The 20,641-nt window shown below is 69.5% G+C and carries 19 protein-coding genes and 1 riboswitch; of the genes, 6 read left to right on the top strand and 13 right to left on the bottom strand.

What is annotated here, in order from left to right:
- Positions 1 to 2 precede the first annotated feature (2 nt).
- Positions 3 to 938: a phytoene/squalene synthase family protein gene (locus CA951_RS07435; protein WP_087556229.1), complete on the top strand. Its 936-nt coding sequence runs from the start codon at positions 3 to 5 to the stop codon at positions 936 to 938.
- Positions 939 to 945: 7 nt separating this feature from the next.
- Here CA951_RS07435 and CA951_RS07430 read toward each other — a convergent pair whose 3' ends face one another.
- Entirely contained in the window at positions 946 to 1,314 is a 369-nt protein-coding gene (locus CA951_RS07430; RefSeq protein WP_087556228.1) for an Rv2175c family DNA-binding protein, read from the bottom strand.
- Positions 1,315 to 1,424: 110 nt separating this feature from the next.
- Here CA951_RS07430 and pknB point away from each other — a divergent pair, with 110 nt between their 5' ends.
- Positions 1,425 to 3,443: a Stk1 family PASTA domain-containing Ser/Thr kinase gene (gene pknB, locus CA951_RS07425; RefSeq protein WP_256973407.1), complete on the top strand. Its 2,019-nt coding sequence runs from the start codon at positions 1,425 to 1,427 to the stop codon at positions 3,441 to 3,443.
- 41 nt (positions 3,444 to 3,484) lie between these two features.
- Here pknB and CA951_RS07420 read toward each other — a convergent pair whose 3' ends face one another.
- Together CA951_RS07420 and CA951_RS07415 are read right to left on the bottom strand one after the other, a co-directional pair.
- The gene (locus CA951_RS07420) at positions 3,485 to 4,870 is read right to left on the bottom strand and encodes a class II 3-deoxy-7-phosphoheptulonate synthase (protein ID WP_012688082.1); all 1,386 of its coding nucleotides are present in this window, start codon (positions 4,868 to 4,870) and stop codon (positions 3,485 to 3,487) included.
- 42 nt (positions 4,871 to 4,912) lie between these two features.
- Positions 4,913 to 5,404 carry a polyadenylate-specific 3'-exoribonuclease AS gene (locus CA951_RS07415; protein WP_087556226.1) on the bottom strand — a complete coding sequence of 164 codons (492 nt, stop codon included), beginning with the start codon at positions 5,402 to 5,404 and terminating at the stop codon, positions 4,913 to 4,915.
- Positions 5,405 to 5,471: 67 nt separating this feature from the next.
- On the opposite strand from CA951_RS07415, the gene CA951_RS07410 reads away from it, so the two are divergent.
- Entirely contained in the window at positions 5,472 to 6,794 is a 1,323-nt protein-coding gene (locus tag CA951_RS07410) for a glycosyltransferase 87 family protein (protein WP_087556225.1), read from the top strand.
- A gap of 13 nt (positions 6,795 to 6,807) precedes the next feature.
- Here CA951_RS07410 and CA951_RS07405 read toward each other — a convergent pair whose 3' ends face one another.
- From CA951_RS07405 to CA951_RS07380, 6 genes are all read right to left on the bottom strand, one after another.
- Positions 6,808 to 7,578, bottom strand: a complete 771-nt coding sequence (locus tag CA951_RS07405) for a 1-acyl-sn-glycerol-3-phosphate acyltransferase (RefSeq protein WP_087556224.1) — start codon at positions 7,576 to 7,578, stop codon at positions 6,808 to 6,810.
- 130 nt (positions 7,579 to 7,708) lie between these two features.
- Positions 7,709 to 8,722, bottom strand: a complete 1,014-nt coding sequence (locus CA951_RS07400; protein WP_087556223.1) for an ROK family protein — start codon at positions 8,720 to 8,722, stop codon at positions 7,709 to 7,711.
- Between the two features lie 52 nt (positions 8,723 to 8,774).
- Positions 8,775 to 9,173, bottom strand: a complete 399-nt coding sequence (locus tag CA951_RS07395; RefSeq protein ID WP_087556222.1) for a hypothetical protein — start codon at positions 9,171 to 9,173, stop codon at positions 8,775 to 8,777.
- The gene (locus CA951_RS07390) at positions 9,170 to 10,411 is read right to left on the bottom strand and encodes an ArsA family ATPase (protein ID WP_201452943.1); all 1,242 of its coding nucleotides are present in this window, start codon (positions 10,409 to 10,411) and stop codon (positions 9,170 to 9,172) included. Before CA951_RS07390 ends, CA951_RS07395 begins: the two co-directional genes overlap by 4 nt.
- Complete coding sequence (locus tag CA951_RS07385) at positions 10,408 to 10,845, bottom strand: SRPBCC family protein (RefSeq protein ID WP_072945427.1); 438 nt, start codon at positions 10,843 to 10,845, stop codon at positions 10,408 to 10,410. Before CA951_RS07385 ends, CA951_RS07390 begins: the two co-directional genes overlap by 4 nt.
- Positions 10,846 to 10,996: 151 nt before the next feature.
- The gene (locus CA951_RS07380) at positions 10,997 to 11,371 is read right to left on the bottom strand and encodes a polyketide cyclase / dehydrase and lipid transport (RefSeq protein WP_087556387.1); all 375 of its coding nucleotides are present in this window, start codon (positions 11,369 to 11,371) and stop codon (positions 10,997 to 10,999) included.
- Positions 11,372 to 11,528: 157 nt separating this feature from the next.
- Here CA951_RS07380 and CA951_RS07375 point away from each other — a divergent pair, with 157 nt between their 5' ends.
- Complete coding sequence (locus CA951_RS07375) at positions 11,529 to 13,340, top strand: long-chain fatty acid--CoA ligase (RefSeq protein WP_087556386.1); 1,812 nt, start codon at positions 11,529 to 11,531, stop codon at positions 13,338 to 13,340.
- Positions 13,341 to 13,399: 59 nt separating this feature from the next.
- On the opposite strand, the gene CA951_RS07370 is transcribed toward CA951_RS07375, so the two are convergent.
- The 4 genes from CA951_RS07370 to CA951_RS07355 form a co-directional block, all read right to left on the bottom strand.
- Positions 13,400 to 14,527, bottom strand: coding sequence for a glycosyltransferase family 4 protein (locus tag CA951_RS07370; protein WP_087556220.1), 1,128 nt, complete (start codon positions 14,525 to 14,527; stop codon positions 13,400 to 13,402).
- A 43-nt stretch (positions 14,528 to 14,570) separates the two neighbouring features.
- Positions 14,571 to 15,938 (bottom strand): peptidase MA family metallohydrolase, encoded by a 1,368-nt coding sequence (locus tag CA951_RS07365; RefSeq protein ID WP_087556219.1) that lies wholly within the window; start codon positions 15,936 to 15,938, stop codon positions 14,571 to 14,573.
- A 49-nt stretch (positions 15,939 to 15,987) separates the two neighbouring features.
- The gene (locus CA951_RS07360; protein WP_087556218.1) at positions 15,988 to 17,040 is read right to left on the bottom strand and encodes an NlpC/P60 family protein; all 1,053 of its coding nucleotides are present in this window, start codon (positions 17,038 to 17,040) and stop codon (positions 15,988 to 15,990) included.
- Between the two features lie 380 nt (positions 17,041 to 17,420).
- On the bottom strand, positions 17,421 to 17,957 hold the full coding sequence (locus tag CA951_RS07355) for an NlpC/P60 family protein (protein ID WP_179220135.1): 537 nt from the start codon (positions 17,955 to 17,957) through the stop codon (positions 17,421 to 17,423).
- 14 nt (positions 17,958 to 17,971) lie between these two features.
- A riboswitch (cyclic di-AMP (ydaO/yuaA leader) is annotated at positions 17,972 to 18,136 on the bottom strand.
- Positions 18,137 to 18,594: 458 nt separating this feature from the next.
- On the opposite strand from CA951_RS07355, the gene CA951_RS07350 reads away from it, so the two are divergent.
- Together CA951_RS07350 and CA951_RS07345 are read left to right on the top strand one after the other, a co-directional pair.
- A complete protein-coding gene (locus CA951_RS07350; RefSeq protein WP_087556216.1) occupies positions 18,595 to 20,361 on the top strand; it encodes a DEDD exonuclease domain-containing protein in 1,767 nt (588 codons plus the stop codon).
- A complete protein-coding gene (locus CA951_RS07345) occupies positions 20,358 to 20,633 on the top strand; it encodes an Lrp/AsnC family transcriptional regulator (protein WP_005247708.1) in 276 nt (91 codons plus the stop codon). Before CA951_RS07350 ends, CA951_RS07345 begins: the two co-directional genes overlap by 4 nt.
- Positions 20,634 to 20,641 lie beyond the last annotated feature (8 nt).

The following is a 20,641-nucleotide window of genomic DNA, read 5'->3' as shown; positions in this document are numbered from 1 at the left end:
CGATGACCGCGCTCGCCGACAGTTACCGGTACTGCAGCGCGGTGACGGCGGAGCACGGACGCACCTATCACCTGGCCACCCGCCTGCTTCCCGAGCGGCGGCGGGCCGCCGTGCACGCCCTCTACGGGTTCGCCCGCACGGTCGACGACCTGGTGGATGTCGATCCCGGCCGGACCGCCGGGGAGTGCGCCGCCCAACTCGACCGGATCGAAACCGTGTTGCAATTCGGCTTCACCGGCCCGAACGCCGTCGACGACACCGCGTGCTCGCCGCAGATGCGGCAGGTCCTTCCCGCGTTCCTCGACACCGTGGCGGGGTTCGCCATCCCCCACGACTACTTCTTCGCGTTCCTGAACTCCATGCGGATGGACGTGCCGGGCACCGCGGAACATCGGGCCGAATACGGCACCCTCACCGAACTCCGCACGTACATGTACGGGTCGGCCGTCGTGATCGGTTTGCAGATGCTGCCCGTCCTCGGCACCACCGGGCCCGGCGCCGAACCGCACGCCGCGGCCCTCGGGGAGGCGTTCCAGCTGACCAATTTCCTCCGCGACGTCGGCGAGGACCTCGATCGGGGCCGGGTCTATCTCCCGGCCGAGGAGCTGGCCGCGTTCGGGGTCGACACCGAACTTCTCGTGCACAGCCGCCGCTGCGGCGCGACCGATCCCCGGATCGTGCGGGCTCTCGCCCACCTGATCGCGGTCACCCGGTCGGTGTACCGGGACGCGGAACCGGGCATCGCGATGCTGGATCGACGCGTGCAACCCGGCATCCGGACGGCGTTCGTGCTGTACTCGCGCATTCTCGACGAGATCGAACGCAGCGGGTACCGGGTCCTGGACCGGCGCGCCACTGTTCCGCGCCGGAACCGGTGGGCGACGGCGCTGCCTCAGTTCGCCCGCCTCGCGGTGCCCGCCCGCGGCCGGGTGTGGTGACCGGCGGTCAGAATCCCATCGCCTGAGCGCGGCGGATCACTTCGCGGGCGAGGTCACCGTGCAGGGCCTGGACGGGTGTGCCCGGCAGGCTGTCGTCCTCACGGAACAGCCACAGCAGGATTTCCTCGTCCTTGAATCCGCCGTCGTGCAGCACCGCGATGAGTCCGGGCAGCCATTTGACGGTTTCACCGGTCTCGTCGAAGAAGAGTTCGGGGACGCCGAGGACGCCGTCGCGTCGCACGGCGATCAACTGCTGGTCCCGCAGAAGCTGCTGCACGCGGGTGACGGCCACACCGAGGTTCTTCGCAACGTCCACCAACTGGAGGAGCGAGACGGAAGGGTCCAGGACATCGTCACAGTAAGGGATGGCACTCACTCCCCTAACGTTATCTGGTCGCCTCCGGCGTGGCGCTACCGGTCGGTGTCGCTGGCTACGATTGAGAGGCGCGTGGCCGGGCTGCGCGCACTGACGGGGGAACGGACACTGTGCACGATGGAGGTCAACGTTTGATCGGCGAGCTGCTCGACCGGCGCTATCGGGTGGATGCCACGATCGCGCGTGGCGGCATGTCCACCGTCTACAGGGGGCTCGACACGCGTCTCGACCGTCCGGTGGCCATCAAGGTGATGGATCCGCAGTTCGCGGCCGATCCGGCGTTCGTCACCCGGTTCGAGTTCGAGGCCCGCTCGGTCGCGCGACTCAAGCACCCCTCGCTGGTCGCGGTGTACGACCAGGGACACGACCGCGATCACGCGTTCCTGGTGATGGAACTCGTCGACGGCGGAACGCTGCGCGAACTCCTGCGGGAACGCGGGCCGATGCCGCCGCACGCGGTGGCCGCCGTCGTGGGGCCGGTTCTGGACGCGCTCGCCGTCGCCCACCGGGCCGGTCTCGTGCACCGCGACGTCAAGCCCGAGAACATCCTGATCTCCGACGGTGGCGAGGTGAAGATCGCCGATTTCGGTCTCGTGCGGGCCGCCGCCGCGTCGAACACCACGTCGAACAGTGTGATTCTGGGCACGGCGGCGTATCTGTCGCCGGAACAGGTGACCTCGGGGATCGCGGACACCCGCAGCGACGTCTACTCCACCGGGGTCCTGCTGTTCGAACTCCTCACCGGGCGGACCCCGTTCACCGGGGACACGTCGTTGTCGGTGGCCTATCAGCGGATCAACCAGGACGTTCCGCGGCCGGGTTCGTACATCGCGGGTGTGCCGCCGGAGTTCGACGAACTCGTCGCGGAGGCCACGCACCGGGAGCCGTCGCACCGCTTCGCCAACGCCGAGCAGATGGGTTCGGCGTTGCGCGGCATCGCGGCGGCGCTCGATCTGCCCGCGTACCGGGTGCCCGCCCCGCGACGGTCGGCGCAGCACCTGAGCGCCGCGGCCGCCGCGAGCGCTCCTCCGCTGGGCGCGCCGCCGGGACCCGTCGCGCCGCCGACGGTGCACCTTCCGCCGGCAGCGCCGCTGTCGCCGCCCAGCCCGCTGCCTGCGCAGCCCGGCGTGCAGCACACGCGGGTCGTCACCGCCCAGACTCCGCGGCCGCCGACGGACGAACCGCCGTTCGCGGTTGACGACGAACCCGACGACGGCTACCACTACCCCGATTTCGCCGCCGAACGACAGCGGTCGCGCCGGACCACGATCGTGTGGCTGCTCGTGATCCTGATGCTTGCCCTGGCGGTGGGTTTCGGTGGCTGGTGGATGGGTTCGGGCCGGTTCACCGCGGTCCCGACCACCGACGGTCTCGATCGGGGTGCGGCGGTGACGGCGATCGAAGCGGCCGGTCTGTCCACGGAGATCCGAGGGCAGTATTCGGACACCGCCGCGCTCGACACGGTGCTGGGCACCGACCCGACGGGCGGTTCACGGATCTCCCGGGACGGCACGGTGGCCCTGCTCGTCTCCCTGGGCAGGCCGACGGTCCCGCCGCTGTCCGCGGGCGGCGAACGCGCGGCGATAGAGCAGGAACTGCGGAACCGCACGTTCACCCCGGTGGACGGCGGTCAGGCGTTCAGCGCGAAGGTCCCCATCGGTGCGGTGGCCGCACTCGACCCGGCACCCGGCACGGAACTCGCGACCGGTTCCACGGTCAAACTGATCGTCAGCAAAGGCGCACCGCCGGTGGACGTTCCCGACGTGAAGGGCATGTCGGAGGCCGAGGCACGCGCCTCGCTCGAGGCGGTCGGCATCGTCGTGCAGGACACCACGACCGACTTCGACCGGAACGTCGCCGCCGGAGACGCGATCGCCACCAGCCCGAAGGCGGGCACCACTGTCAATGCGGGCACCAGCGTGACGTTGAGTGTGTCGAACGCGGTGCGGGTGCCATCCATGCTGGGGCGGACCGTCGGATCCGCGCGCGACGAACTGAGCCGTCTCGGACTCGACGTGAAGGTGCGTCAGGTGACCGACACCGACCGATCACTGGTCATCGGCCAGAACCCGGGCAACGGCGATCTGGTGAAACCCGGGAGCACGGTCACCCTGGTCTCACTGCCCTGACCCCGCGGGAGCAGGGCAGTGAGGGTCTCTGATGCGGGCTGTCAGCCGCGCAGCATCTCCGCGACGAGGAACGCCAGTTCCAGCGACTGCTGAGTGTTGAGGCGAGGGTCGCACGCCGTCTCGTAGCGACCGGACAGGTCGAGGTCGGAGATGTCCTGCGCGCCGCCGAGGCACTCGGTGACATTCTCACCGGTGAGTTCGACGTGGATGCCGCCCGGGTAGGTGCCGAGACCGTTGTGGACCTCGAAGAATCCCTGCACCTCGTCGACGATGCGGTCGAAGTGGCGGGTCTTGTAGCCGGTGGACGCCTCGTGCGTGTTGCCGTGCATCGGGTCGCACTGCCAGATCACCTGGTGACCGGTGGCCTGCACCTTCTCGATGATGGGCGGCAGCAGGTCGCGGACCTTGTTGTTGCCCATGCGCGAGATCAGGGTGAGCCGGCCCGGCTTGTTGGTGGGGTCGAGGCGTTCGACGTATTCGACCGCCATCTCCGGGGTGGTGCTCGGACCGATCTTCAGGCCGATCGGGTTCGACACGAGTTCGGCGAACGCGATGTGCGCTCCGTCGAGCTGACGGGTGCGGTCGCCGATCCACAGGAAGTGGGCAGACAGGTCGTACAGCTTGGCGTGGTCGTCGTCGTTGTCGAGACGCAGCATCGCGCGCTCGTAGTCGAGGACGAGCGCCTCGTGGCTGGCGAAGATCTGCGCGTGGTGCAGGCTGGGATCGGTGACGCCGCAGGCGTTCATGAACTGCAGCCCGCGGTCGATCTCCGCGGCGAGGGCCTCGTACCGGGCCCCGGCCGGCGACGAGGACACGAATTCGCGGTTCCAGTCGTGCACCTTGTGCAGGTCGGCCATGCCCGCGCCGGTGAGCGCGCGGACCAGGTTCATCGCGGCGCTGGCGTTCGCGTACGCCCGCACGAGCCGCGACGGGTCGTGGGCGCGCACGGCCTCGTCCGCGACGAGGGAGTTGATCATGTCGCCGCGGTACGACTGCAGGCCCAGGGCGTCGACGTTCGACGACCGCGGCTTCGCGTACTGACCGGCGATGCGCGCGACCTTGACGACGGGCAGGCTCGCTCCGTACGTCAGGACGACGGCCATCTGCAGCAGCGTGCGGATGTTGCCCTTGATGTGCGGTTCGGTGTTGTCCGCGAACGTCTCGGCGCAGTCACCGCCCTGGAGCAGGAACGCCTCGCCGCGCGCGACCTGGGCCAGCTTCTCCTGCAGGGCCACGACCTCGCTGGCCACCGTGATCGGGGGCACGCTCTCGAGGACGGTCCGCATCGCAGCGGCCTGGCCTTCGGGCCACTGCGGCTGCTGGGCCGCAGGCTTGGCCAGCGCTGCATCGAGGCGCTCACGCATCTCGGTGGGCAGCGGCGGAAGTTCGGGCAAGCGGTCGATCGGCACGTCGACAGTCCAGTTCACCCATACAGGATATTCGTTCGACCTGACCGATGGCGAGTCAGGTCACCGGAGTGACCGCGCCGCCCGAACTGCCTCGAACTTCGCCAGGTTGTGCCGGGCGTCGGCGAGTGCGTCGTGAGCGTCGCCCGGTGCAGGTGGGAGCGCCGGGCTGCCGTGCTCCTCCCAGTACTGGCGGAGTTCGCGCGTGTACCGGGGCAGCGTCTGCGGAAGTTCCGTCATGTCGCCCCACAGCTGACAGAGGGCGACGTGGTCGTAGGCGGCCACCCACGCCCACAGTTCGGGGACGATGCCGGGCCGCGGAATCAGGAACGCATAGAGGTCGTCGCGAATGCGGGCGCGGCTCTTCCAGAGCGGCGACGACGGCTGCGGCAGCTTCGGCAACACGTTCCTGCGGACCCACTTGCCCGCGCGGTCGGGATCGAACTCGGTGGACACCGCGTAGAATTCACGTCCGTCCTCCGCGACCACCCCGATCGACACCAGGTCGATCGTGCGACCATCCTCGATGAACTCGCAGTCGTAGAAGTAACGCACGCCCGCAAACTATGCCTCACCCGTCGGCGTCATCCGGATCCACCCCTACCTCGTGAAGGAGGCCTCGGTGAGCGCACGCTCCGACGGTCGACAGTCCGCCGCCCCTGTCGCGGACCCGCTCGACCGGCCGCGGGTGCCCGTGCATCTCCGCGTCGGCGGGCTCGTGATCCGCGTCCTCGTGCTCGCCGGGCTCGCTGTCGGATTCTCCTACAACCTGCTCGGACTGCCCGGACTACGGGACTTCGGCTTCTACTACCGGCTCGATCTCGACGTCTACCGGCTGGGCGGTTCGGTGTTCCTGCACGGCCCGACGCTGTACGGGTCGATGCCGGCCACCCAGATGGGCAACTTCCTGCCGTTCACGTACCCGCCGCTGGCCGCGGTCGTGTTCAGTCCGCTGTCGACGGTGTCGCTGGCGACGGCCGGGACCGTCGTGACGGTTATGTCGCTGATCGCCCTGTTCGGCGTGCTCGTCGTCACGCTCGACTCGCTGGGCATCGCACCCCGCAGCACGCTGGTGTGGACGGCCCTCGGTGCGCTCGCGGTGGCGATGGCCCTCGAACCCGTGTCGTCGACCCTGGACTACGGGCAGATCAACATCCTGCTGATGCTGCTGGTCGCGGCGGACTGCCTGCCGAAGAAGACGCCGTGGCCCCGCGGCCTGCTGATCGGTCTCGCGGCGGCAGTGAAGCTGACACCGGCCGTGTTCATTCTGTATTTCCTGGTGCGCAAGGACTTTCGCTCCGCCGTCGTCACCGCGGTCAGCTTTCTTGCATTCAGTGCGGTGGGCGCGATCGCGACGTGGAACGATTCCGTCACCTACTGGACGCAGACGCTGTTCGATTCCGATCGGATCGGCACACCGGCGTATCCCGCGAACCAGAGCATCACCGGTGTTCTCGCCCGGCTCGGCCTGAGCGACGGGATGCGCACCCCGATCTGGTTGCTGCTCAGCGTCGTCGTTCTAGGACTGGTGATCGTCGCGATGGTGCGGGCGCTGCGGGCCGGCGAGACGGCGCTCGCGCTGGGACTCAACGCCGTCCTCGGACTGCTCGTCTCCCCCGTGTCCTGGTCGCATCACTGGGTGTGGGCGGTGCCGGTCGTCCTCGTGCTCGGCGTCCTCGCCTACTGGCGCAGGAGTGCCGCCCTCGCGGTCACGGCCGCCGTCGGCGTCGTCGTCGTGAAGCTCGCCGCGCACTGGAAGCTCGGGGTGGGACGCTGGAGCGGAACCCACTGGAATCTGTGGGATCAGTTCCTTGCGTCGTCCTACGTGTGGTGGGGGCTCGCCGTGGTGCTGGTCGCGATCTTCGCCTTCCGCACCCGCACCTCGCAGCCCGACGAGGACGATCGGTCGGAGAACTCCGACGATCTGACCGTCCCCGTCGGCTGAGAGGTCGCGGCGGTCAGCTCGCCCGGGTATCCGGCAGTCGCGTGACGGTGCTCGCATCGCTCTCCGGTGCCACGCCGGCCACCGGAGCCGGTGCGGAACCGTCCGCGGCGGGGGCCTTCTTCTTCAACGAGGCCGCGTAGATGTCGACGTATTCCTGACCCGACAGCTTCATCAGCTTGTACATGACCTCGTCGGTGACAGCCCGCTCGACGAAACGGTTGCCACCCATCCCCTCGAACCGCGAGAAGTCGATGGGTTCGCCGACGCGGATGGTGACCTTCGCGGGACGCCACACCCGGGAGCCGATCGGGTTGACCTTCTCCGTTCCGATCATCGCGACCGGGATGACCTTCACACCGGACTCGAGCGCCATGCGCGCCAGACCCGTCTTGCCCTTGTACAGGCGGCCGTCGGGCGACCGGGTGCCCTCCGGGTAGATGCCGAGCAGCTTGCCCTGCGAGAGGACCCGCAAGCCGGCGTTCAGTGCGTCCTGCGCGGCGTCGGCGCCCGTCCGGTCGATCGGCACCTGGCCGACCACCGAAAAGAACCAGCGCTGGAACGCACCCTTGAGTCCCGTCCCGGTGAAATACTCGCTCTTGGCGAGAAAAGTGATCCTCCGCGGCACACGCAACGGCAGGAAGAACGAATCCAGCACGGCCTGATGGTTACTCGCCAGAATGGCGCCGCCCTCCGCCGGAATGTTCTCCGTACCCTCCACGGTCGGTCTGCCCAACCCCCAGAGAACCGGCCCCAAAAACACGTACTTGAAGAGCCAGTACCACATGGCGTCCCTCCCGTTCACAACCCAAGCTTCGTTCGGCTCGACTCTACTTCGGGTGGGTGAGGGTCGCTACACACGGCGGGGAGGCCCGCACAACATCACACTCTGCGGGTTTACAGAGGTAGGCCGGGCGTCAACCCACCCGATCGGGCAGGACCGCCCGCGCGAGTTCGGCCGCCCCGATCATGCCCGCCGCCTCCCCCAGCTGGGTCGGCCGGATCCGGGCCAGCGGCCGGTGCCCGGCTCCCGTCGTCAGCGCCGCGTAGTGCTCGCGGGCCTCGTCGATGAACAGCGCAGAGGAACTCGCGACGCCGCCGGCGATCACGACGAGATCCGGGTCGTACACGTCACCGATGAGAGCCAGGCCGACCCCGAGCCACCGGGCGAAGTCCCGCATCGTCTCCAGCGCGAGCGGGTCGCCGTCCTGTGCGGCACCGGCGATCCGCCTGCCCGTCAGCACCCCGGGATCGACCGCCACTTCCCGCGCGAGGACGGTCGACGTCGCCGGATCCGCGGCGAGACGTTCGATCGCGGTGTCGACGAGGGCCGTCCCACTGCAGTACCGCTCCCAGCAGCCGTGCTTGCCGCACGCGCACGCGCGACCGTCGGGCACGACCTGGATGTGCCCGAGTTCGGGTGCGACGCCGTGGCTGCCGCGGTACAGCCGGCCGTCCGCGAGGAGCGCCGCCCCGATGCCCGTGCCGATCGCGAGCATCACCACGTTCCGGCCGCCCGCCGCCGCACCGAACCGGTGCTCGGCCCACGCGGCGGCGTTCACGTCGTGCTCGAGAATTACCGGCAGACCGAGGCGCTGCCCCAGGTCCCGGCCGACGGGCGCACCCACCCACGGCAGATGCGGCGCGAACCGCACCGTCGTGCGGTCGGGGGTGATGAACCCGGCGACCGCCAGCCCCACCGCGGCGACGTCGTGCCGCGCCGACAGTTCCCGCACCGCCCGGTCCAGGCCGTTCTCCAGCGCCGTCGCCGACGCCGGGGTCGGCGACTGGAGCGAGTCGAGCACCTCGCCGGCCGAGTCGACCACCGACGCACGGATGCTCGTTCCACCCACGTCGATGCCAATGGTCAGCGCCGAGCCGGGGTTGCGATCGCTGCCCGTGCCTGTGCTCATGAAGATGATTGTGCCCATGCCGGATCGCCGACGTGCACGAGTCCGCCGATCCCGCCTGGGGCAGGCGCCGTCAGCGCTTGAACGTGATGGTGATCGGTTCGAACGCCGTGCCGCCGTCGGGTTCGGGCGTTCCGCCGCCGTCGCCTGGACCCGGTTCCGGAGCACCGGGGCCCGAGGGATCGTGATCGGTGTGCTCATCGAGGATCTGCCGCAGCACGGCGAGCAGCACGGACGCCTGGCCGGCGAGCAGGGTCACCAGATCGTGCTGCTCGCCGCGGATCAGGGCCGCGAGCGCGCACACCGGGCACCACGTGCATCCCGACCACTGGCCGGTGCCGGGGGCCGCTCCCGCAGAGTCCGCCGCAGCGTGCGGCGCCGCCGCGCGCTGGAGGATCGGCTCGAGACGGTCCAGGGCGGTCTCGGCCAGCGCCCGCAACTCCGCCAGCAACTGCGCGTGGTCGTCGTTCATACCGGCCACACCTGCGGGTCGGGCGTGAAGCGCACGACCAGATCGCTTCCGTCGAGTTCTGCGCCCGCGACGACGCACCGGCGCAGGACCGAGGCGAGGCGCACCCGGCGGCGCACCCCTTCCGCTCCCACGACCAAGTCGTCCTCCACTCGACCCAACGTGAGGGTCGACGGGTTCACGAGCGGCAGATACATCCGCATCGTGTACACAGAATCCACACCGGCCCCCGATTCCAGCCCCACCCGCACCGCAGGCGGGTTCTTCCCCAACACCGCAACCGCGTCCGTGTCGTCGGCATACAACTCCCGGGCGATACCGCCGAGATCGGCCCACCCTACCGGCTCCGTCACCGACCGGGTGACCGAGAGGATCACCGTGGTGCCCGCGGAGGCGGTCAGCTCGGCGAGCACCCGCTGCTGCAGGGCACGCCGCCTGATCAACCATGCCACACCGGGATCATCGTGTCCTGCCGGCGAATCGAAGTGCGGCAGAAGGTTGTTCACCAGGATCGCATCGATGCGCAGACCGGACAGCGCGGCCACCGCGACAGTGCGCCGGGTCTCCGTCAGCACCACCCGCTCCGGCGTCGTCACCAGTCGCACAGTGGTTTTCGCGCGATTCGCGAGCAACTCCCGGACCTCGCCGACCGCGGCGACGACCTGTTCGATCAGCGACACCAGCATCACGAGGCGGGGGTCCGATCCCAGCAGCGCGGCGATGCGGCGGTGCTGTGGCCACACCCGTTCGAGGTACTCCAGTGTCATCGCGGGCGCGGCGAGCGTCCGCAGGCAGTCCGCGGTGGGCGGGCAGTCGACCACGACGGCGTCGTAGTCGCCCTCGGTGGCGAACCGGACGATCTCGCCCAGCCCGAGCACGTCCTGGACGCCGGGAAGCCCGGTCAGCTCCTCCGGTTCGAGCGCGGACAACTGGGCGCCGTGGTCGTGCGTGCCTGCGGCCGCGAGAACCGCTGCCAGGCTGCGGAATCTGTTCTCGAGCAACGTGAGGGTGTCGAGTTCGAGGACGTCGAGGGTGTCGGTCACGGACACGACGTCGCGGGCGGCGGCGATCCCGACCACGTCGGCGAGGGAATGCGCCTGGTCGAGCGAGACGAGGAGCGTCCGGTTCCCGGACTCGGCCGCCGCCTGTGCCGTCGCGGCCGCGAGCGTCGTCTTACCGACGCCCCCCTTCCCCACGAAGAACTGGACCCGCGCAGGTCCGGCACGGCCCTCGCTGCTCAGCCTTCCACCCGCTTCTTGAGTTCCTTGAGCGCGGTGTCGGTGATCGCCTTCTCCGCCTTGCGTTTGAACAGACCGATCATCGGAATGGTGAGGTCGACGGTGAGCTCGTACGTGACGGTGGTGCCGCCGTCCGGTTCGTCCTCGAGGACGTATGAACCGAATTGCGACTTCTGGATCTCACCGGACTCGAGTTCCCAGCTGACCGACTTGCCGTCGGGCGCCCAGTCGTAACGGAGGACGTACGTGTCCTTGACCATGCCGGCGTCGAGCACGAAACGCACGCGGTCGGCGCGGCCGTTCTTCCCGGGTTCCATGACCTCGACGGATTTCGCGGCCGCCACCCACGCGGGGTATGCGTCGAAGTCGGCGATCACATCCATCACCCGGGCGGGCGGCGCCTCGATACTGATCGACCTCTTGGTCCTCTCGGGCATGGAGTGAACGCTTCCTTTCGCCTGGCCGACCCGCTCTCGATCGCGGGGCCACGCCGTTACCGGTTCCGTATGTCTGTGTGGTGCCCGACTATCACACACGATTCCCGCACCCTGACACAATGCCGACCCCGCCGCGACGGCCGGATCGGGCTCAGGACGGCGGTTCTCCCGCTGCTCGACCGGCCTCGAGTTCCTTCTTCACCTCGAAAGACATCACCTTGCCCTCGACCCGCCTGCGGCGGTTGAGGGCGGCCATATCCGGGGCGGGCTCGCTGCGCGCCGGTTCGGCGTGAAGGAAGTAGTGCACGATCGCTCCGTCCAGCACCGGCTCGAGCCACACTTCCATCGTCCCGTCGAGTGGTCCGGCCACGGTCCAGCGGATGCCCTTCTCGGCGCGGTCCTCGCGCACGGCGAGGGTGAGATCGGGCCACCACCGGCGCCAGCGGGCAGGCTGCGCGATCGCCGCCGCGACCTGCTGCGGTGGGGCCGCGATGAACGTCTGGTCTGCGACCTGAATGCTGCTCACGGCGACAAGCTTCACATACGGCCGTGGCGGGGTTCCGCGGTGCCCGCGAGCAGGCCTCTGACCACCCGCGTTCGGCCAGAAGGCGGAGCCGGCTGGGGAAGGTCTAAAGTTGGGAACGCAATCCTACTCGTCAGTATTTTCAGTGTCGGAGGTTTTCGTGCCCGAGTTCAGCGCGCCACAGTCGTTCACGATCGCGGAGGACGCGTCCGCGGTCGACTCGGTGTTCGCCCATGCCGCGGCCGACCCGACGCTGGTCGTGTACAAGCGCAAGATCGACGGACGATGGACCGACGTCACGGCCGCCGAGTTCGCCGCGCAGGTCACCGCGGTCGCCAAGGGACTCATCGCCATCGGCGTCCAGCAGGGCGACCGGGTGGCCCTGATGTCGGCCACCCGGTACGAGTGGCCGCTGGTCGACTTCGCGATCTGGGCGGCAGGCGGCGTCACCGTCCCGATCTACGAGACATCCTCCGCCGAGCAGGTCCGCTGGATCCTCGAGGACTCCGCCGCGATCGACCTCGTCGTCGAGAACGCGGCGCACGCCGCCACGGTCAAGTCCGTGGCCGCCGACGCCACCGCGCTCCGCGGCGTCTACCGGATCGAGGCGTCGGAAAGTGACCGCGGCGTCGTCGAGGAACTGACCGAACGGGGCGCCGGCGTTCCCGACTCCGAGGTCCGGGCCCGCGTCGCCGCGCTGAAGTCCAGCGATCCGGCCACCCTCATCTACACGTCCGGCACCACCGGCAGGCCCAAGGGCTGCCAGCTCACCCACGCCAACCTCATCGCCGAGTCGAAGGGCATCCTCGCTTCCAGCCTCGGCACCCTCCTGAAGACGCCCGGCGTCAGCACCCTCATGTTCCTGCCGATGGCGCACGTCCTGGCGCGCGCCGTCAGCATCGCGTCGTTCGACGCCGGCGCCGCACTCGGACACACCAGCGACATCCCGAACCTCGTGCCCACGTTCGGCGAGTTCCGTCCCGATTTCATCCTGTCGGTGCCGCGGGTGTTCGAGAAGGTGTACAACAGCGCCCGCGCGAAGGCCCACGGCGAGGGCAAGGGCAAGATCTTCGACGCCGCCGCCGAGACGGCCATTGCGTGGAGCGAGGCCCAGGACAACGGCGACCCGGGGCTGGTCCTCAGGGCCAAGCACGCACTGTTCGACAAGCTGGTGTTCTCGAAGCTGCGGGCCGCGCTCGGCGGCAAGTGCCAGCTGGCGATCTCCGGCGGCGCCCCGCTCGGCGCGCGCCTCGGCCACTTCTTCCGCGGCATCGGCATCACCATCTACGAGGGCTACGGCCTCACCGAGACGTCCGCGGCGTTCGCCGTCAACACGATCGGCGAGCAGAAGGTCGGGTCGGTCGGCAAGCCCCTCGCGGGCAACTCGGTTCGCATCGCCGACGACGGCGAGATCCTGCTGTCGGGGCCGGTCGTCTTCGGCGGCTACTGGCGCAACGAGAACGCGACGGCCGACGCGATCGAGAACGGCTGGTTCCACACCGGCGACCTCGGGTCGGTCGACGCGGACGGCTACATCACCATCACCGGACGCAAGAAGGAGATCATCGTCACAGCCGGCGGCAAGAACGTCTCCCCCGCCCAGCTCGAGGATCACCTGCGTGCCCACCCGCTGATCAGCCAGGCCATCCTCGTCGGCGACCAGCAGCCGTTCATCGGTGCGCTCATCACCATCGACGCCGACGCACTGCCCGCGTGGAACGAGCGCAACGGCAAGCCCGCGGGCACGACAGTCGCGGATCTGCTCGCCGACGCCGACCTCACGGCCGAGATCGACGACGCCGTCGCCGAGGCCAACAAGCTCGTGTCGCACGCGGAGGCCATCAAGAAGTTCCGTATCCTGCCCGTCGACTTCACGGAGGAGACCGGCGAGCTCACGCCGACGATGAAGCTCAAGCGCAACGTGGTGCACGACAGCTTCGCCGACGACATCGCCGCCCTCTACGCCAAATAGTGCCTGCGGCCCGTGAGTACTTATCAACCGCCCGCGGTTGACAAGTACTCACGGGGCGGTCACGCCAGGAGCGACTGCAGCTTGGCGGCGAGCACGTCCCAACGCCACTGCGCCTTGACCCAGTCCCGGCCGGCGGCGCCCATCGCCGCCGCCCTGTCGCGATCGGACAGCACCGCAATCACCGATCGCGCGACCTCTGCCACCGACGTGCCGTCCACGACCATCCCGGTTTCGTTCTGCCGCACCGTTTCCGGGGCGCCACCGGACTGTCCGGCGATGACCGGGACACCGGAGGCCGACGCCTCGAGGAACACGATGCCGAGGCCTTCCACGTCGAGTCCCGCGCCCCGCGTACGGCAGGGCATCGCGAACACGTCGGCGATCGTGTGGTGCGCCGCCAACTCCGCGGACGGCACCGTTCCCGTGAACACGACGTGGTCCTCGACACCCGCCGAGCGCGCCAGGGAGCGCAGGCGGTCCTCGTAGGGGCCGCCGCCGACGATCACGAGGACGGCGCCGTCGATGTGTTCGCGGATATTCGGGAGCGCCTTGATGAGGATGTCCTGGCCCTTGCGCGGCACGAGCCGGGACAGGCACAGGATCGTCGGCCGGTCCCCCAGCCCGTACCGGGCCCGCAGTTCGGACCGCGCCCCGCCGTCCGGGGTGAACAGGTCGGTGTCGACTCCGGGCGGCAGGTGCTCGAGTGCCGCACCGGCGCCGAATGCGGACGCGAATCGGCCACGGGTGTAGCGGCTGACGTACGTGACGACGTCGGTGCCGTCGCCGATCCGGCCGAGGGCCTGGCGAGCGGCGGGGAGCATCGACCAGCCGACCTCGTGCCCATGGGTACTCGCGACCACCCGTTCCGCTCCGGCGCGGCGCAGCGTCGAACTCAGCAGGGCGAGCGGGGCCGCCGCACCGAACCAGACGCCGGTGCAGTCGTGTTCGGCGAGCAGCCTGGTGGCGCGGCGCGCGACGAACGGTGTCGGCACCATCAGGGTGGTGGGGTGCCGGACGACCTGAAACGGTTGCCGCGCATCGAACTTGATGTGCGAGTCGCCGCGCCAGCGCGGGGCGTAGACGACCAGGTCGTCGGCGGGCAGGTGCTTGGCGAAGGTGTGCAGGTACGACTGAATTCCACCGGGTCGTGGCGGAAAATCGTTCGTCACCAACAGGGTTCGGCGCATGTGATCACCGTAAGCGGTCGGCCGTGCGGTCACCGACGCAGGGTCACCCCAGGTGAGCGCCCACCCAGTCGGTCCAGCGGTCCCGCAACTGCTCGGCGTCGACGCCGAGGACGTCGGACAGTCGTGCGTCGACCGTGTCCGGATCGGACTCCCCCACGGCCAGCGCCCGGTACAGCTCCGTCAGCTTCGATTCGCCGTACTGCTCCGCGACGAACGCGTTGATCGACCACGCGGTCTCGTAGGCCACGGAGCCGCGTTCGCCGGATTCGGAGAAGTCGGTGTTCTCGGGGAATCCGGTCGGCGGACCCTCCGCGCCCACCTGCGCGGTCAGGGCTGGCGCGATCTGCCGTGCGGCCTCACCGGTTCCCCGGTAGGCGGCGTACTCGGCGTAGCCCTCCAGTACCCACATCGGTGAGCGGTCCACCGTCTCGGCGCGCGCCGCCACGTGGATGAGTTCGTGTCGCAGGATCGCCCGCCGGGTGACGTCGGTGAGCCGTTCCGCCGACGAGGGGCTGAACACGATCCGCTGCCCGGTGACCGCGCCGGCGTCGGGGTCGACGGCGTCCGAGATGGCGACTGCGGCGATGCCGAAACCGTCGTGATCGGGACCGACGAGGGCGGTGAACTCGTCCTGCGATCCGGCGACCCACACGAGTGCGCGGCCCGCCCAGTCCGGTCCCCACAGCTGGGTGGCGTTGACGACGGCGGCGGGGAGTTCCTCCGCCAGCCGGTCCACCATCGCGACGTTCTCGGGATGTCCGAGCACCACCGACGTCCGGCCGTCGCCGGTGTCGACGCGGCGCGACACGACGGTTCCGAAGTCCCACGGTCCGCGCCAGGTCCGCCGCTCGCCGTCCACGGTGGCGCTGTCGCTGACGAGTGCCCAGCTGTCGCCGCGCCGGGCGACGACGAGCGCGACCGGTTTGCGGGTGGGGCTCTCGTCCGCCCCCGCGATCGCGTAGCGCAGTCGCACGGCCGGCGCCCACACCTCGTCGGCCCCGAGCGCGTCGACGAGGCTCGACGGCACCGCCGTCTCGGGACTCTCGGTGATCTCGTAACCCCAGTCCGAGAATTCCACCCCGGCAACGTTGCTCGCGCGGCGCGTCTCCGCCGCCAGGAAGCCCGGCGACGCCGACCGATCCATCAGACCCGACAGCCGGGCCGTGTCGTTCGTCCGCACGGCCGACGCCCACGTGTCCAGGAGCGCCTGGACGGCCGCTGCACGCGCCTCCGTATCGGCCTGCGCGGTGCCGACGGCCCCGTCGGTGCCCCGCTCGTCGTGAGAGAACCCGGTCAGCGCGAGTACGACGACGACGGCGAGGACGAGTCCGGCCAGCGCGGCGAGCTCCCACGGGCGCGCCTGACGGCGTGAGGTCGGCTCCGTTGCGGGAGACGGGTCTGATGCGGGCACGCCGGTGAGTGTATGAGCACGCCCGCGTGCCGTCGCCGGACGGTCGCCGTCAGTAGCGGCGCGCCCCGTAGAAGGGGAACTTCGCCATCGACTCGATCTTCACCGGCACACCGAACGTCGACGCGTGGAGAATGTTGCCGTTTCCTGCGTAGAGGCCGACATGGGACGCGTCGTTGTAGAAGAGGACGACGTCGCCGGGCTGGAGTTCGTCGCGGGACACCGGGGTGCCGCCGCTGGCCTGAGCCTGACTGGACCGCGGGAGCGTCTTGCCGATCTGCTTGTACGCCCAGACGACGAGCCCGGAGCAGTCGAACTGGTCGGGCCCGGTGGCGCCCCACACGTACGGGTCGCCGATGCGGGTCATGCCCGCCTGCAGCGCGCTCGTGCCCGAGCCGGGGGTGAGGTGCGCGAGGATCGTGTTGGGATCGAAGCCGGGTGGGAAGGGCGTCCCCGCCAACTGGTCGCGTTCGGCGCCGGTGAGATCGCCGAACGCCTTGATCACGTCGGCGATCTGCGCCTGCAGGTCGCTCTGCTTGCGCTGCAGGTCGTCGCTGACCATTTTGGCCTGCTCGGTGGCCGCCCGCGCGGAATCCGCGGACTGCTTCGACGCCTCCGCGGCCTTCGTGGCGTCCGACGTGGCCGACTGGAATTGCGCGACCTGATTGCGGGTGTCGTTGGAGATGGCATCCAGAGCAGACATCTGGTCCAGGAGTTGCTGCGGTGAATCACTCACCATCACGGCGAACAGGCGATTGGTCCGGGCGCCCTGGTAGTTGGCGGTGGCGAGTTTGTTCACCACGGGCTGGAAGACGGCGACTCGCGCGTTGGCCTCGTCGAGCACGCCCTGGTCGGCCGCGAGCCGGGCGTCCGCGTCGCGTTGGGCCGACTGCTTGGCCTCGAGATCGATCTGCGCGTTGTGGAGGGCCTCCGACGTCTGCTCGGACTGCCGGGACAGGTCTCCGAGCTTCGTCAGCGCCTCGGTCGGGTTGGTGGTGACCGGGTCCGCACCCGCCTGGATCGAGGGCAGCGACACGAGCGCGACCGACAGCGCTCCGGCTGTCAGCACGCTACCCAGGGAGCGCTTCAACTTGTGTGAGGCCACGGAAATGCGGTTCTCCGATCGTCGATCTCCACCAGCCGGGTCGGTTGTCCGATGCGCGGCTCAGGAATTTCCCCGGCCGGTGCGACCGCGGAGTGCCGAAGAGGTGGTGACCCGGCGTTGCCGCCCGGTTGGCGCGACAAGACTTCGCAAGGTCTCGGATAGGTTACGGAATGGCATACGTTTGTGTCCACCCATGTCACGACGGGGGTGGCGGGGACCACCGGCCGGGCGAACGACACGCTGTCTGCCTGGGGCGCAACGACATCGAGGGTGGGTTCGAATCGTGATTCGAACCCACCCTCGGTGGTCGTGCGAGATCCTGCGAAGCTACCCCGTGCATCCCCGCCCTCGACTCGGTGGATGCCTCGCCTCGGGTGGGATCAGTAGCGGCGTGCGCCGTCGAAAGGCATGGACGCGATGGGCGCCAACTTGACGGGCTGGCCCTCGGTGGAGGCGTGGATCACGTTGCCGTTGCCGGCATAGATGCCCGAGTGCGAGCCGCCGTAGAAGGAGATCACGTCGCCGGGGCGGAGATCGGACTGCGACACCGGGGTACCGGCGGCCGCCTGCGCGTAGCTGGTGCGCGGCAGGTTCAGTCCGGCCTGCTTGAACGCCCACTGCACCAGGCCGGAGCAGTCGAACGAGTTGGGACCTGCGGCGCCGTAGACGTACGGCGAGCCGAGCTTGGTCTGAGCGGCCTGAACGGCCTTGTCACCTGCGGTGCTGCCGGGCGCGGGCAGGTTCGGGACACCGGGGATCTGCGGGATGACGACACCCGGGATCTCGAAGGTTCCGACACCGGGGATGGTGATGGGATCTGCGGCCGCGGGGGCCGCGGTAGCGGTGAGCGCTCCGACTGCGAGCGCGCCGGCGACGACTGCCCGTCGCACATTCCGCTTGGAAACTTGTGACGCCACGAAAGGGGTACTCCGTTTCTTCCATTCATCCGCCGACCGAGTTAGCTGACGGGTTCGGGCTGGGAAGATCAGCCCTACCCACCGGTGCGTGAGGACGTCCCGGCGGGATTCACCCCAGTAGAAACTTGGGTTCCCGGTACGACCGCTCTCGCGAGTGGCCGATTAGGCGGTGACTAGCGATGCTGCCCCGGTGTTGGGGCTGCGAGACTCCGCTAGGTCTCAGGAAGGTTACGAAATGGAATACCCCGATGTCGACCGGAACACGCGGAAAGTGTCCGTTTGCACCGTTTCGGGGTTTGCGGGCGCGCGATACCCACATTCGGTAACGACTGGATAACAAGCGGTATGTTTCCGTTCGCTTTTCGACAGCGGGAGTGGGCATTTCGCGTCGCCCGGCGACTCCCCCGGCCGTGCCTCGCGCCGCGTTCCCGCTGTTCAATGGGGGTGCCGCGAACGCAGCTCGACATCCGCACCGGACTCGCCGCCCGCGGTCCCCGCGCTCCGGGAACCCCAATTCCGGGTCGCTCGCCGGGCCGCCCCTCCACTCGCCACCGCAGCCCGCAAACGGGCAGTGTGATCCTCGTCTCTCCGGGCTCCCCGGGCGGGTCTGTCGGTGCCCGTCCATACGCTCTGAGCCGTGAGTGTCCCCGGCGTACCCGAACAGCTGAGATTCGACGAGCTCGACACCCCGCTGCGGGACACCACGTTCGTGGTGGTCGACCTCGAGACCACCGGAGCGCGGCCCGGCGAGGACGCCATCACCGAGATCGGTGCGGTGAAGATCCGCGGCGGCGAGGTGATCGCCGAGATGGCCACCCTCGTCGACCCGGGACGGTCCATCCCGCCGCACATCGTCGAGATCACGGGCATCACCACCGCGATGGTGATCGACGCACCACGGATCGAGCGCGTGCTGCCCGCGTTCCTCGAGTTCGCACGCGGGGCGGTGCTCGTCGCCCACAACGCCCCCTTCGACACCGGCTTCCTCAAGGCCGCCGCGTCGGCCACCGACACTCCCTGGCCCAAGTTCACCGTGCTCTGCACGGTCAAACTTGCCCGGCGGGTCCTCACCCGCGACGAGGCGCCGTCCGTGAAACTCTCGTCGCTGGCCCGGCTGTTCGACGTCGGGACCACCCCGACCCACCGGGCCCTCGACGACGCCCGCGCCACCGTCGACGTCCTGCACGCCCTCATCGCCCGGGTCGGCAACCAGGGAGTGCACAGTCTCACCGAGCTCGTCGACTACCTTCCCGACGTCTCCTCGCACCAGCGGGCCAAACGCACGCTCGCCAGTCATCTCCCCCGTTCGCCCGGCGTCTACCTGTTCCGCGGGCCGTCCGACGAGGTCCTCTACGTCGGCACGGCGACGGATCTGCGCCGCCGGGTGCGCAATTACTTCACCGGCTCCGAGACGCGCGGCCGGATGAAGGAGATGGTCGCGCTGACCACCCGGATCGACCACGTCGAATGCGCGCACGCTCTCGAGGCGGGTGTGCGCGAGCTCCGGCTGCTCGCCGCCCACACGCCGCCGTACAACCGGCGGTCCAAGTACCCGAAGCGCGGCTGGTGGATCACTCTCACCGCGGAGGCGTTCCCCCGGCTGTCGGTCGTGCGGACCCCGGCCACCGATTCACTCGGTCCGTTCCGGTCCCGCTCGACCGCCACCGACGTCGCCGACGTCCTCGCCGAGTACTGCATTCTCCGCACCTGCACGAGCCGGATCCCGAAGGGACGGGCGCACGGTGCGCAGTGTCCGCCCCGGGAGCTCGGGCGCTGCCCCGCATCCGTCCACGGCCGCGACACGGAGGACGCCTACCGTCCCGGTCCGGAGCTCTTCCGGCTCTTCCTGCGCGGCGCAGACGACGCGCCGCTGCACCGGATGCGCGCACGGGTGGAGGAACTGGCCGCGGGCGAGTTGTTCGAGAACGCCGCGCGGCTGCGGGATCGCACCGCGGAGGTCGTCCTCGCACTGCGCAGAATGCAGCGCCTGGCGGCCTTGACCGCCCTCGATCAGCTCGTGGCCGCACGCCCGGCCGCGACCGGCGGCTGGGAGTTCGCAGTGATCCGTTCCGGGCGTCTCGCGTCCGCGGGCTGCGCCCGGCTGGGAGTTCACCCGATGCCGGTGGTCGATGCGCTCGTCCTCACCGCCGAGACCGTCGTTCCGGACGCGACTCCGCTTCGCGGCGCGTCCCCCGAGGAGGCCGGACTGCTCGCGCGCTGGCTCGACCAGGACGACACCCGCATCGTCAGCGCATCCTCGGGGTGGTGCGAGCCCGCACGGGGCGCCGGATCCTGGTCCGAGTGGTGCGCACTCGCCCTCGCAGGCAGCGCGTCGACACGGGACGCCGAGACCCGACCACCCGCACCGGGTTCCGCCGACCACCGCTTAGGCTGGCGATCATGATCAACGCCATCGTCCTGATCCACGCCGAAGCCCACCGCATCCCGGAGACCGCTCAGGCCGTCGCCGACATCGAGGGCGTCGACAAGGTCTACTCCTGCGCAGGCGACGTCGACCTCATCGCGATCGTGCGGGTCCGGGACCACGCGAAGATCGCGGAGGTCGTCACCGAGGGAATCAACAAGGTGGACGGCGTCTCACGGACGGCGACGCACATCGCGTTCCAGTCCTACTCCAGCGCCGACGTCGAAGCGGGCTTCTCGATCGGCGAATAGCTCCGCGG

It is taken from the genome of Rhodococcus sp. NCIMB 12038 (genome assembly GCF_002165735.1).
GTDB lineage: Bacteria > Actinomycetota > Actinomycetes > Mycobacteriales > Mycobacteriaceae > Rhodococcus_F.
The sequence above is the reverse complement of the archived record's forward strand: the minus strand, read 5'-3'. Positions and strand labels throughout refer to the sequence as shown.